10 protein-coding genes and 1 pseudogene are annotated in these 13639 nt (G+C 50.4%); 7 read left to right on the top strand and 4 right to left on the bottom strand.

The features are described 5' to 3' along the window. Positions 1 to 36 precede the first annotated feature (36 nt). The 4 genes from EWA64_RS07005 to EWA64_RS06990 form a co-directional block, all read right to left on the bottom strand. On the bottom strand, positions 37 to 1809 hold the full coding sequence (locus EWA64_RS07005; RefSeq protein ID WP_061894906.1) for a PglL family O-oligosaccharyltransferase: 1773 nt from the start codon (positions 1807 to 1809) through the stop codon (positions 37 to 39). A gap of 68 nt (positions 1810 to 1877) precedes the next feature. Then, complete coding sequence (gene uvrA / locus EWA64_RS07000; protein ID WP_039435748.1) at positions 1878 to 4700, bottom strand: excinuclease ABC subunit UvrA; 2823 nt, start codon at positions 4698 to 4700, stop codon at positions 1878 to 1880. A 142-nt stretch (positions 4701 to 4842) separates the two neighbouring features. Beyond that, positions 4843 to 5715 (bottom strand): UTP--glucose-1-phosphate uridylyltransferase GalU, encoded by an 873-nt coding sequence (gene galU, locus EWA64_RS06995; protein WP_061894897.1) that lies wholly within the window; start codon positions 5713 to 5715, stop codon positions 4843 to 4845. A gap of 165 nt (positions 5716 to 5880) precedes the next feature. Then, the gene (locus EWA64_RS06990; protein WP_061894896.1) at positions 5881 to 6528 is read right to left on the bottom strand and encodes a LuxR C-terminal-related transcriptional regulator; all 648 of its coding nucleotides are present in this window, start codon (positions 6526 to 6528) and stop codon (positions 5881 to 5883) included. A gap of 295 nt (positions 6529 to 6823) precedes the next feature. Between EWA64_RS06990 and EWA64_RS06985 the strand changes: the two genes are divergently transcribed. The 7 genes and pseudogenes from EWA64_RS06985 to mshL all read left to right on the top strand — a co-directional run bounded on the left by EWA64_RS06985 (position 6824) and on the right by mshL (position 13639). After that, positions 6824 to 7375: a single-stranded DNA-binding protein gene (locus EWA64_RS06985; protein WP_061894895.1), complete on the top strand. Its 552-nt coding sequence runs from the start codon at positions 6824 to 6826 to the stop codon at positions 7373 to 7375. Between the two features lie 150 nt (positions 7376 to 7525). After that, on the top strand, positions 7526 to 9520 hold the full coding sequence (gene csrD / locus EWA64_RS06980; RefSeq protein WP_061894894.1) for an RNase E specificity factor CsrD: 1995 nt from the start codon (positions 7526 to 7528) through the stop codon (positions 9518 to 9520). Positions 9521 to 9532: 12 nt separating this feature from the next. Then, on the top strand, positions 9533 to 10972 hold the full coding sequence (locus EWA64_RS06975; protein ID WP_061894893.1) for a hypothetical protein: 1440 nt from the start codon (positions 9533 to 9535) through the stop codon (positions 10970 to 10972). After that, positions 10972 to 11622: a type II secretion system protein M gene (locus tag EWA64_RS06970; protein ID WP_061894892.1), complete on the top strand. Its 651-nt coding sequence runs from the start codon at positions 10972 to 10974 to the stop codon at positions 11620 to 11622. Before EWA64_RS06975 ends, EWA64_RS06970 begins: the two co-directional genes overlap by 1 nt. Then, complete coding sequence (locus tag EWA64_RS06965; protein ID WP_065860333.1) at positions 11615 to 11938, top strand: MSHA biogenesis protein MshK; 324 nt, start codon at positions 11615 to 11617, stop codon at positions 11936 to 11938. The genes EWA64_RS06970 and EWA64_RS06965 overlap by 8 nt, the downstream gene beginning before the upstream one ends. 510 nt (positions 11939 to 12448) lie before the next feature. Continuing rightward, positions 12449 to 12640, top strand: a pseudogene (locus EWA64_RS21215) (pilus (MSHA type) biogenesis protein MshL); the annotation flags it as partial. Positions 12641 to 12679: 39 nt separating this feature from the next. Continuing rightward, complete coding sequence (gene mshL, locus EWA64_RS21210) at positions 12680 to 13639, top strand: pilus (MSHA type) biogenesis protein MshL (protein ID WP_439655062.1); 960 nt, start codon at positions 12680 to 12682, stop codon at positions 13637 to 13639.

Raw genomic sequence — 13639 nt, 5'->3', positions numbered from 1 at the left:
AAAAAGCGAAGCGTGGATGCGCTTCGCTTGATGCCTTTATTGGCCCGCAGAAACCGTGGCCGAGCGTGCACTTGAGGGCGGTTGATACTGCACTTGAGTAAAGTCGTGCTTGGGAAAGAGAAACTCCGCTTCGGCGCGCACTTGTTCGGCCTTACTAAGATCCCCCAAGCCTTGGTAAGCGAGGATCAGATTGGAGTAAAATGCCGGGCGCGGCTTGCTCTGGATGATTTCCAACGACCAGTCTATATAAGGTTGGATTAACGCCGCGTCTTGAGTGGCTAAGCCAATGTTGAGATAGGTGCTGTACACATCCCAATCGAAGCGATCTTTCCACACCACAGGATTGGTCACTTGCTTGAGCCGATCTGGGTCAAGTGGTCGTGTGGTTTCAAATTTGGTTAGGACATAGTTGGTGTGCAGAGCGCTTAACATATAAAACGCCGTGAGGATAGGCACCACCAAGCTCATCACTCGTAAGACGGTTTTGCTGATAACACTAAAAGAGACAGACTTCATCCGTGTCGCGCGCTGATCAATCCAGTACAGCAAAATGATGAAGGTCAGCCAGTGTACCGCTGAATGGTAGAAGGGATACTCCAGTTGACTGTGCAGCACAATGGGCACAAACAGCGCGAACACCGCCAAACGGGTGCCTTTCTTGGTGTTCATAATGCGGTTAAGCACTAACAAGGCCGCCAGCAAGATCCCAATCAGCGGGATGATTCCCCCCTCTACCCCCCAATAAAGCAGCTCATTGTGCGGATGATCCATGGCTGGTAAGCCAGCGGGATAATTGTGATTAAGCAAGTGCTGCCTTGCAGTATACAAGGTGTAAGCGGATTCAAAGTTGCCGTAGCCGTAACCAGTAAACGGTTTTTCTATCAGCATATCCAGTGTCTGAGGGAAGGTGTATTCGCGCGCTGAGTCGAGATTGGCTTTGCGTGCAGCGAGGCTGTCACCATCGGGATTGACGTTATTGAGCATCGCACTGGCCAACACCAACCCAGCAATGACAGCGATGAGCCAACCCCAAAAGCGAATTTTTGTGCCAAAGCGGTAGAGGTAAGGGAGCAGCAGCAATACGCCCAATAACGCCGCTAACCACCCAGTGCGAGACGCCAGCACTACAATCAGTGGTACGGTGAAGAGCGGCACAAGGTAGAGCAAGGTGATTTCGCTCAAATGCTTGTTGTATTTGTGTGGTTGTCTTGCCAGCAAATAGCCTGAGATCACCAACCCTGTTGCAAGAAAGCTGGCCATCACATTCGGTTGCTGAAAGATGCCGTAAGGACGATTGGAGAGCGTGTCGTAGCCCATCCAGTTGTCCGCTTTAAGCCACAGATATTGGTAATAACCCAGACAGGCTTCAATCACCACCGCCAGCACTACCAGCCACAGCAGTCTCTGCTTGTGTTTATTACTAAAGCTGAACTGTTGCAGCAGGATAAAAAACGCCATCCCCGCCCACAACCCCAGCATGCGTCCGAGCGAGAGTTCGTAATTGGTCGTGGAATAAAACAGCGGGATAGAGAGGATCACGCAACTGACCAGTAAGCCGATGGTCAACTTGGAATAGCGCAGCGCCTGATTGCGGGCGAGATGATAGCAGCCGATACCGAAAGCGACCGAAAAGGCTATCCAAGTGGTTGGATTAAACGACAGCGCCAACCCAGAACCACCAGGATTGGGCATAAAAAAGTGCATCGCCACCAGAAACACGGCCGCCATCGCCGCGAGAAACTTTCTGTTCAACGGAATACGGGCGGGTGGCTGGTCGAGCTGAGTTCCACTTACATGTATGGTTGCCATAAACGTTTTCTGTAATTGTAAACAATGAAACCAGCACGCAGCTGGTTTCATCACTTTACCTGTTTTTTCTAGTTCAACATAGGCTTAAGAAAGCGCGCAGTGTGCGAACCTTCGACCAAGGCCACATCTTCCGGTGTGCCTTGGGCAATGATCTCGCCGCCGCCTTGCCCGCCCTCAGGACCAAGGTCGATGATCCAGTCAGCGGTTTTAATCACATCCAAGTTGTGCTCAATCACCACCACCGTATTGCCGTGATCGCGCAGGCGATGCAGGACCGTGAGCAGTTGTTGGATATCGTGAAAATGCAGACCCGTGGTCGGTTCATCCAAAATATACAAGGTCTTACCTGTGTCGCGTTTGGACAATTCGCGCGCCAGTTTCACCCGCTGCGCTTCACCGCCGGAGAGTGTGGTCGCCGCTTGACCAAGGCGAATGTAGGAGAGGCCGACATCCATCAAGGTTTGCAATTTACGCGCAATTACCGGAACGGGTTCAAAGAACTCGCGTGCGTCTTCGACCGTCATTTCCAACACTTCGTCAATTGATTTGCCTTTATAGCGCACTTCCAGTGTTTCGCGGTTATAACGCTTGCCTTTACACACATCACACGGCACGTACACATCGGGTAAAAAGTGCATCTCGACTTTGATCACGCCATCGCCCTGACAGGCTTCACAGCGACCGCCCCGCACGTTGAAACTAAAGCGCCCGGGCTTGTAACCCCGTGAACGAGACTCTTGCGTGCCCGAGAACAGCTCGCGGATCGGGGTAAAAATGCCTGTATAGGTGGCCGGGTTTGAGCGCGGCGTGCGACCAATCGGGCTCTGGTCGATATCGATCACCTTATCAAAATGCTCCAGCCCTTTAATGCTTTTGTACGGCGCGGGTTGAGCAGTGGTGGCGCCATTGAGCGCGGTGTGGGCGATTTTAAAGAAGGTGTCGTTGATCAGTGTGGATTTGCCAGAACCGGATACGCCGGTGATGCAGCTAAACAAACCCACGGGCACCGAGAGGTTGACGTTTTTCAGGTTGTTGCCACTCGCGCCGATCAACTCGACGGTTTTGCTCGCATCGTATGGGGTGCGCTCACGTGGTACAGCAATTTCTTTCACGCCGCTCAGGTATTGACCTGTAAGTGAATCCGGATTGGCGATGATCTCGTCAACACTGCCTTCAGCGACGATCTGCCCGCCGTGCACCCCGGCACCCGGACCGATGTCAATCACGTAATCGGCCATGCGGATCGCATCCTCATCGTGCTCAACCACTAAGACAGTGTTACCTAAGTCGCGCAGGTGATTGAGCGTTTTCAGCAGCCGTTCGTTGTCGCGCTGATGCAGACCGATGGAGGGTTCATCGAGCACATACATCACCCCCACCAAACCTGCACCAATTTGACTTGCTAAGCGGATGCGCTGCGCCTCACCGCCTGAGAGGGTTTCTGCGCTGCGCGACAGGTTGAGATAATTGAGGCCAACATTGACCAAAAACTGTAAGCGGTCGTTGATCTCCTTCATCACTTTTTCTGCGATCTGCGCGCGTTGCCCTTCAAGCTTGAGATTGGCAAAAAAGGCCAATGCCTCGGCGATGCTGAGTTCGACAATCTGCGGCAGGGTGGTGTCATTGATGAACACGTTGCGCGCTTCTAAACGCAAGCGAGTACCGCCACAACTGGCACATGGCTTGGTCGAAATGTATTTAACTAATTCTTCGCGCACCGAGTTGGATTCGGTGTCGCGGTAGCGTCTCTCCAGAGTATTGAGAATGCCTTCAAACGGATGACGTTTAACGCGAATATCACCGCGGTCATTGATGTATTTGAACTCCACTTCAGCACGGCCCGAACCTTTGAGAATGATCTCTTGGATCTTTTTCGACAAAGTGTTGAACGGCACATGCAGATCAAAACCATAATGATCAGCCAGCGAAGTGAGCATTTGATAGTAGTAATAGTTTTTTTGATCCCAGCCGCGAATTGCACCTTGTGCCAGACTGAGATTGGCATCTTGGATCACTCGGTCTGGATCAAAATATTGCTGCACGCCCAAACCGTCACAAGTGCCACAGGCGCCAGCCGGGTTGTTAAAAGAGAACAGGCGAGGCTCTAGCTCTTGCATGCTGTAACCACAGTGCGGACAGGCAAAGTTGGCCGAAAAGACGATCTCTTCGCCTTCACCTTCCATGGGAGCGACAACCACAATACCGCCGGAGAGCTCTAGTGCCGTTTCAAACGATTCTGCCAGACGCTGTTGCAGATCGGCGCGCACTTTAAAGCGATCGACGATCACTTCAATGGTGTGTTTTTTGTGCAATTCCAGTGTCGGTGGATCGGACAGGTCGCACGTCTCGCCATCGATACGAGCGCGAATAAAGCCTTGCGCGGCGAGGTTTTCCAGCGTTTTAACGTGTTCGCCTTTGCGCTCTTTGACGATCGGCGCCAGCAACATCATTTTGCTGCCCTCGGGCATCTCCAGCACTTTGTCGACCATTTGGCTCACGGTTTGCGCTGCCAGCGGCACTTTGTGCTCAGGGCAGCGCGGTTCGCCGACCCGTGCGTACAACAGACGCAGGTAATCATACACTTCGGTAATGGTACCGACGGTAGAACGAGGGTTATGTGAGGTGGATTTCTGCTCGATGGAGATCGCTGGCGAAAGCCCTTCTATGTGGTCCACATCCGGCTTTTCCATCAGAGATAAGAACTGGCGCGCGTAAGCCGAGAGTGATTCTACATAGCGTCGTTGCCCTTCGGCGTAGAGAGTATCGAAGGCAAGGGATGACTTACCTGAGCCGGATAAGCCCGTAATGACGATCAATTTGTCTCGGGGAATGGTGAGATTGATATTTTTTAGGTTATGAGTACGTGCTCCGCGAACTTCTATCTTGTCCATCTTCAATGCTCTGTGAAATACCAAGTGGAGCAAGTATTACATAGTGTGAGAAATGTGCAATAAAATACTGGATAAAAAAACAGTTAAAAACGGCGCAGTTCAACCGCGCCGTCACAATAGATAGAAGCGATCAAATGGCGCTTTAGCGCTGGCGTTTAGTCGACTGTTTGCCGAGTTCCGATTTCTTCTCATCTTTCAAGTAAAGGTTCTGGTAGCAGTAGTTGGTGGCCTCAATGTAGCCTTCGACACTGCCGCAATCAAAACGGCGTCCTTTGAACTTGTATGCCAATACGCAGCCCGATTTGGCTTGCTTTAAGAGTGCGTCGGTGATCTGGATTTCGCCGCCTTTGCCGGGCTCTGTCTGTTCGATCAAATCGAAAATGTCGGGAGTGAGAATATAGCGGCCAATGATCGCCAAATTACTTGGCGCGGTTCCGGGTTCTGGTTTTTCAACCATGTTGTCCACACGAAATAGATCATCTTTAATCATTTCGCCAGCGATCACGCCGTATTTGTGTGTTTCGTTCTCTGGAACTTCTTGCACGGCGACGATTGAGCAGCGGAACTGTTTAAATAGCGCGACCATTTGTGCCAGCACGCCTTGTTCTTGGTTGACACACAAGTCATCGGCCAGCACCACGGCAAAAGGCTGGTCACCCACAAGCTCACGCCCGGTGAGAATCGCATGGCCTAAGCCTTTCATTTCTCGTTGGCGGATATAGGTGAAGTTGGCCGCGTCGATCAGTGCTCGCACGTCATCAAGCAAAACCTCTTTATTAGTGCCGCTGATTTGATGCTCTAGCTCGTAGTTTTTATCGAAGTGATCCATGATCGAGTGCTTACCGCGACCAGTGACGATACACATCCCAGTCATTCCCGCCTGAATGGCTTCATCAACACCATATTCAATCAGCGGTTTATTCACCACAGGCATCATCTCTTTTGGCATGGATTTAGTCGCTGGTAAAAAGCGTGTGCCATAACCAGCGGCAGGAAAGAGGCATTTCTTAATCATCAAACGGCGTCCTTTAACTGTGGTTGCAGCCCATTACGATAGCAAACTGAGTGTGACAGGCGCATGAAAGGGCGCTCGCTGCACGGTTGGCTGCATAAGATGCTGCGATTCTAACCCGAGAGCGAGCGATGCCCTATAAACAAACCACAAATTCTGCCCATTTTGTTACGAGAGTAGATGTTGATCGGCCCAGGCGGTGGCCTGAAGACGATTTTTTACCGAGAGCTTTTTAAAAATCTGATAAAGATGTGATTTGACCGTGTACTCGCTGATAAACAGATCCTCGGCGATGTGAGCATTGCTCGCTCCTGCTTGTAAGCAGCGTAGCACTTGAATTTCGCGAATGGTCAAATCTACATTGGCGGGTGCGGTATGGGTGTTGAACATATTGCGGTAGTAATGCAGAAGCTGCGCCTGAACGTGGCGAGGTAGCCAGTTTTGCCCTTCAATCACGGCAATAACGCCTTCGGCAATTTTTTCCATGCTGCAATCTGCGTAGAAAACCGCTTTGCTCTGTCCAAGGCCGAGCAGCTCATCGGTGCTCAATCGTTTTGGTACGTTGAAAATGATGGTTTCAAAGTTTTTGCAAATCAGTGGCAGGTTTCTAATTTGTAACAGCAATACTTTGTGTTCTTGATAGTCGATCAACAAGATGCGGTTACGGTGCAAGGGATCGGTTCGCATCAAGGTTTCTGTGGTAATTGCTGGTATGGGAAGCTCGATGGCGCGCGCTAAGGTATCGATAAATGCTGGGGGTTGTGCGTTTGCTCGCTGGAGAAAGAACAAGCTTCTGGCATAGGAGGATTTTCTCATGTGTGGCTCCGAAAGATAAAAGTTGACCTAATAACAAGGGGGATGAGTGAGAAATTGTCATTGATGGCAGGTCAATACCAGCAGGGCTGAAATGAAATGCGTCGAGTTTCAAAGCGGCAAGTAAATGAGCAGTTTGTCAGAGAGAAAAAGCGTTTAGCTGCTCTGAAAAAATGCGCGATGAGGCTTTTATTGCTGAGTGTTAAATCAGACACTCTTTTGACTGTTTTTACCACAGACAAAGCGTGCTATCCTAATGCGCTAAAATTTAGTACCGACAGCTTAAACGGAGCACATCATGGCCAGCCGTGGAATTAATAAAGTAATCTTGGTAGGGAACCTAGGGAACGACCCTGAAATTCGTTATATGCCAAGCGGCGGTGCAGTGGCTAACATTACCGTTGCTACTTCGGAAACTTGGCGCGACAAAGCGACTGGCGAACCGCGTGAAAAAACGGAATGGCATCGTGTTACCCTGTATGGAAAACTCGCTGAAGTCGCAGGTGAATACCTGCGTAAAGGCTCTCAGGTTTACATTGAAGGCCAATTGCAGACGCGCAAATGGCAAGATCAAAATGGTCAAGATCGCTACTCAACGGACATCGTGGTACAAGGCTACAGCGGTGTGATGCAGATGCTTGGCGGACGCCAGCAAGGCGGCGCGCCCGCGATGGGTGGTGCACCTCAAGCGCAGCAGCAAGGTGGGTGGGGACAGCCGCAACAGCCAGCCGCGCATCAGCAGCAGTCATATCAAGCACCTGCACAGCAGCATGCGCCGCAGCAATCTCAACAATCTCAGCCGCAGTACAACGAACCGCCAATGGATTTCGATGACGATATTCCTTTTTGAGGTTTACCTGAGACCTACCAAAAGCCGCGATCCCGCGGCTTTTTCAATGACACTTCTCACATCTTAAGTCATTAGATTGTTAACCATTCTCTTATCAAGTATATATAGATCAATACGGTATATGATGAATGGAAAAGGAATTCGGTATTCATGAGGTATACCCCAACTCTCAAGCTTAGCACTCGCCTAGTGGCTTTCGTCACTGTCATCGTGATCAGCGCCATGTTCATTCTTTTTGTCGGCGGCACGTTGTCGTTTAAACGGCTTGGGCAGGAATATCTCAACCACTATTTGGCTGGCATTGTCGAAGTGCTGGACAAGGAGATGGAAGATCCGGATGCCGCCTATTCCATGCAGCGCTGGATGCCCAAAATGCTGCAAGCGTCCAACATTGTCGAAATGAAGCTTTCCACCGATTCCGGCGTGGTTTACCGTTTCAAAGATACTTCGCCACAAATTGACCCCAATCGCCTTTACGAGCAACGTTATCAGCTCGAACGCAATCCCGGTTATCACGTCGAATTTAAAGCGGTGCCACCTTATGTTGGTTTTGGTTACTCGCTGCAAGCGTTTTGGTCGATCACCCTAGCGGTCGGGTTAATCATCTTCTGCTTAATGCGCGGCCTGAAATGGTTAAAAGCGCAGTTGCATGGCTCAGAGTTGCTCGAAGAGCGTGGGCGGATGATTTTAGCCGGGAGGGTTGAGCAGTTTGCCAAAGGTGATGAACAAGAGTGGCCCTATACTGCCAGTGAAGCGTTGGATCGTTTAATTGAAGAGCTGCAAGATGCACGGCAAGAACGTAGCCGCTTTGATACCTTTATTCGTACCCAGACTTTTCTTGATAAGCTGACAGGTACAGCCAATCGCGTGTTGTTCGACAACAAATTAGAGTCGGCGTTACAAGAGAGCGGTGCGCAAGGTGGTGTGGTGCTGGTACGTATTGCCGATTGGAAAAGCGTATTGGAAGAGAATGACAAACTGATCGCCGATGAGTTCATTGTCGAAGTGGGCAGTTTGCTGTCCAATCTTGTGCAACGTTATCCCGATGTGGTCTTTTCTCGCTATTACAACGCCGATTTTGCGCTCTTTATTCCCCATCAAAGTGCTAAAGATGTGGCCAACCTTGCTTCACAGTGTATTCGTCAACTGGAAAAACTACACCCGCCGTATCCTCTCGACAAAGAGAACTGGTGCCATATCGGTATCACTATGTATCAGGAAGGGGAGCGCCACAACCAGATCATGGACGAAGCGGAAACCGCCCTGCGCAGTGCGCAACTGCAGAACAATAACAACTGGAGTCGCTTTAAAAAGTGGAACCATATCGATGAGATCCGCGGCAGCGTGAAATGGCGTACCATTTTTGAGACAACACTGCATGCTGAAAGTGTGTTACTCTTTGGACAGCCCGCTTATCTATTAAATAACAATCAGTTGGATTTACTACATACTGAATTAACGTGCCGAATTCACGATCCGGAAAATGGGATTGTGAAAGCGTCGAGGTACATGTCGGCGCTCAAGCAAGTCGGGTTTGAAAGCCAAATGGATAGGGCGGTGTTAAGTAAAGCATTTGGTTTTTTGCGTTCGTCCACTCAGCAGAGCGTGCCTTTTTCTCTGAATGTGAATGTCACTCCTTTTGCAAACCGCCGCCATTTCAAATGGTTCCGTGATGAACTGCTACAGTTAACTAGTGAACAGCGCGCTTTATTAAGCTTCGAGTTTGTTGAAAGCCATCTGGTGCGACACCTCGACTATATGCGACCAGTGTCGAAAATGCTCAAAGGCTTAGGTTGTCAGTTGGTGGTCGGGCAAGCTGGCAGAACCATCGTCAGTACCCATTATCTGAAAGATCTGCACGTAGATTATTTGAAACTGCATCGAAGCTTGGCAAAAAACATCGAAAAGCGGCATGAAAATCAACTATTTGTGCGCAGTATGCTGGGCGCTGGTGAAGGTACAAAGGCTCGGGTGATTGCGGTCGGTGTGGAGACCCAGCAAGAGTGGGACACCTTAGTTGAATTAGGCATTCACGGAGGCCAGGGGCGCTACTTTAGCCAAGAATCGCAACTGCTGCCGCCGCCAGTGAAAAATGAAGACAAACAAGTCAAGCCAGGGAGACGTAATCGCTGGCGACGGAAATAAGTGGAACTCTAAATGAATGTGCAGTCGTTGTTCGCGAAGCTGAAAGGCCAGTCTCAGCAAGGCCATCATCATGTTGCCTTATTGCAGCCCGATGCGGTCTATTTTGCCTCGAGCGCACAACACGACCAACCCGCACACGTTGAGCCTATCAGTAGTAGCTGGGAAAAAAGCCTAGCGCATCTTTTGCAACTGAAAGCCACGCCAGGGCAGCGAGTTTCTATCGTTCTGGCCAGCCATCACTACCAAATCTTCCAGTTAGATAAGCCCGCGATTCCACGCAGCGAATGGCCTGCGGCGCTGCCTTTTCTCGTCAAAGATCTTATCTCTGAGAGGGTGAGCGACATTGTCGCCGATGGGCGCTTGTTGCCCGGTGACAACAAGATCCAAGTCTACGTATTGGCCAAAAAAGTAGTCGATAAAATTATCGACGTGCTTCTGCGCAATCAATGCGAATTGGATGCCATTATTCCTGAAGATGAGGTATGGGCGCACAGCGCAGGCGATTTGGCGAACTTCATTTTGCTGCAACGTAGCCATAAAGGGCAGTTTAAACTCGGCGCGTTCGTTGATTATACCCCCACTTTTCAGCGCACCATCCGCTCTGTCTACCCGCCACTGACGGGGGAATCCGCCAGTGCCTTGCAACTTGATGGACTGGCGCTGGAGTTGCAGCGTTCAATGGATTACCTCTCATCACAATTGAAAGGGGTGACGCTCAATCAACTGAAAATCTGCTGTGATGATGAAGATCAAAATGCGCTGGTGGCCGCACTGAGTGAGCGTCTGACTGCGACAACGTCTGTGCTCGCCTCGCCAGCACTGCAGTGCGGGCAAATCGTCGTCAATACGGCACGTTCACTCGGATTGCCCTCGGTTAATCTTTACCCAGAACATCTCAAGCCAAAGCGAGCTCGCTTTAATCTCACCACGCTACTTGCCTCTTGGTTTCTCGCTGCGCTTGTTCTTGGTGGCATGTATGGATTGGCGCGCTGGCAGCAGGCGCAGCTCGCTCAAGAGTTGGCCGTTGCACAAGCACAAGCACAACAATTTAAGCAGCAGTTGGCCGCGCAGCAGGCAAAATTGGCGGCGCATAAACCGTCTGCAGAAAAGCTCGCCGCAGTGGAGCGCTTAAAGCAGCAAATTCAGGCCACGCAAGCTTCGTTGGCGGCGGTCGGCAATTATGATCAATCTCGCCAAGGTGGTTACTCGGATATCATGCAAGCGCTGGCTAAACTGGGCAGAAATGACATCTCTCTGAGCGACATCTACATCACGCATGATCGACTCGATTTAAAAGGGCTGGCTCGTAGTGCCAGTGTGGTGCCCAACTGGGTAAACCAGTTTAAGCAGGAAGTGAGCTTGGTTGGCCGTAACTTTGAAAAAGTTCGTTTAGGCCGCAATGAACAGGATGTGATTACCTTTGAACTCAGAACTCGCGCAGAGGGTAAATAATGATTTCGTGGTGGAAAGAACTTAACGACAAGTTCATCGCATTGAGTGGCCGAGAAAAAGGCTTGATTACCCTGTGTGGTTTGGTGGTGATAGTGCTTAGTGTCTCGACGTTGTTGCTTGAGCCTTTGTGGAAAGCGTTGGAAGCGCAAAAAACGCAGTTATCAGCACTGGTGTTGAATAACCAGCGCCATGAAGGGGAGCTGCTGGTGATTCAGGCTAAGCTGAATAAAGATCCTAACCAAGAGGTCGATATTGAACTTAAGAACCTAATGCAAAGAAGCCAAGAGCTCGACATGCAGCTTTCAGAGGTGGTGAGCAATTTGATCTCGCCGAGCCAGATGGCGGCCCTTTTGGAAAGCGTGCTCGACACCAGTAGCGGCATCAAATTGGTCTCACTGGAGTCGTTAACCGCAGAGCCCATTGGTGGCGATGCGCAAAACTCGGCTTACTCGGGCTACTACGTCCACCCCGTGCGCCTTGAGCTGACTGGCAGCTACTTTGCAGTGGTCAATTATCTCAATCAACTGGAGAACCTACCGGTGAACTATTATTGGCGCAGTTTCCATTACAAGGTAGAAAACTATCCGCAGGCGCGATTGATTCTGCAAGTGTATACCTTGGGCACGAGACAGGAGTTTATCGGTGGTTAGAATAGTGATGTTGTGGCTGTGCTTGCTAACGCTGCCAAGTTGGGCCGCGCAAGACCCAACTGCGCCGCTGTCGTGGATGGCGCCTGCGCCAGTGCAAGCCCAATCGACCCATCGGACAGTGAGTTTACCGAATTTGCAAAGTATCGTGTGTGAGAGTGAGCGCGAATGCGTGGCGGTGATGGATGACCAAGTCGTCGCCCGTGGTGATGTGTTGCGCGGTTTTCGCGTGCAGAAAGTGACTCCTGAGGTAGTGACGTTAGCGCAAGGTACGCGCCAATGGCAGCTTGAACTGTTTAATTTAGATGTAAAACAATAAGTAAGGTTGAATCAAATGATGCGAAAGATTGTAGTTGGAATCGTCTCAGCCTCTTTGCTTGGTTGTGCCATGGGGCATCGCGATCCTGTTGAGATTAAGCAGACCTTGAATCAATCAATCAATGAAAGCAACAGCCGCGCGCTCGATGAGCTGCCCGCGTCGGTGCAAGACGATCTGATGCCGGAGCTGGGCAATAACGACTTCGATAATAGCGACAAAACCCTGAAGCGCTTTCGCATTCAAGCCAACCAAGTCGAAGCGCGTGCATTTTTTGCCTCTCTGGTCAAAGGAACTGAATTTAGTGTTGCTGTCCATCCGAATGTGGCTGGCCGTATTACTCTGAATGTCAGTGATGTGACTCTTGATGACATCTTATCCGTAGTGCAAGACATGTATGGCTACGATGTGGTCAAAACGGGCAAAGTGATCCAAGTTTATCCGGCGGGGCTGCGCACCGTGACGATCCCGGTTGATTATATCCAGTTTCAACGCTCTGGCCGCTCGCTGACCAGTATTGTCACCAGCTCAGTAACGTCCAGCGGTTCCAGTGGCTCTAGCAGTTCATCGAAATCGAGTTCAAGCAGTTCCAATGATTCCAGTAGTAATTCATCGGGTAGCTCTAAAGATAGCTCAACGACGGCGGGGGGCGGGACTCGTATTGACACGGTTACCGAAAGTAATTTCTGGCCCTTATTGCAGCAAGCGGTCAGCCGCCTGATTGGCTCAGGTGACGGGCAAAGTGTGGTGGTGACGCCACAAGCGAGTGTGATCACCGTACGCGCCTACCCAGATGAGATTCGCGAAGTGCGTCAGTTTTTGGGCGTCTCTCAGCAGCGTATGCAGCGCCAAGTGATTTTAGAGACAAAGATTTTGGAAGTGACCCTAAGTGATGGCTATCAGCAAGGGATCAACTGGTCAAAAATGTTTACCTCATCGGGTGGAACACAATATCAAATTGGCTCAGGGGCCATCACCAAAGATGATAACGGCAACATACTGACTCAGACTCTACCGGGGTTAAGCTCAATTGGCTCACTGCTTGGTGGTCAAAGCAACATGGTGGTTTCTGGTGGTAGTTTTGAAGCAGTACTGAGTTTTATGTCGACCCAAGGCGATCTTAACGTTTTATCTAGCCCGAGAGTGACGGCGGCGAACAATCAGAAAGCGGTGATTAAAGTCGGCAGCGATGAGTATTATGTAACGGCAATGTCGAGTGTCGCGGGTTCCGGAGACAGCGCCAATGTCGCGCCGGAAGTGACGTTAACCCCGTTCTTCTCCGGCATTTCTCTCGATGTTACGCCGCAAATTGATGATAACGGCAATGTTTTCTTGCATGTCCACCCAGCGGTGATCGAAGTCGAAACCGACGTCAAAAATCTCAAATTAGGCGGGAATTTTTCCGATGTGTCGCTACCACTTGCCAAAAGCTCCATTCGTGAATCGGACTCAGTGATCCGCGCGCGCGATGGGGATGTGGTGGTGATTGGTGGCTTGATGAAATCGAACACCATCGATCGAGTATCGAAAGTGCCCTTCTTAGGCGATATTCCTGCCTTGGGGCATCTGTTTCGCAATACCAACAAGCTGACACAAAAAACCGAGCTGGTGATTTTGCTTAAACCAACGGTGGTTGGTGTCAACACGTGGCAGAAAGAGCTAGAGCGTTCGCGCGATCTGCTGCAAGAATGGTTCCCAGAATAA

The organism is Vibrio cidicii, from assembly GCF_009665415.1.
GTDB lineage: Bacteria > Pseudomonadota > Gammaproteobacteria > Enterobacterales > Vibrionaceae > Vibrio > Vibrio cidicii.
Note: the sequence above shows the minus strand (reverse complement) of the source record. Positions and strands in the feature narration are given on the sequence as shown.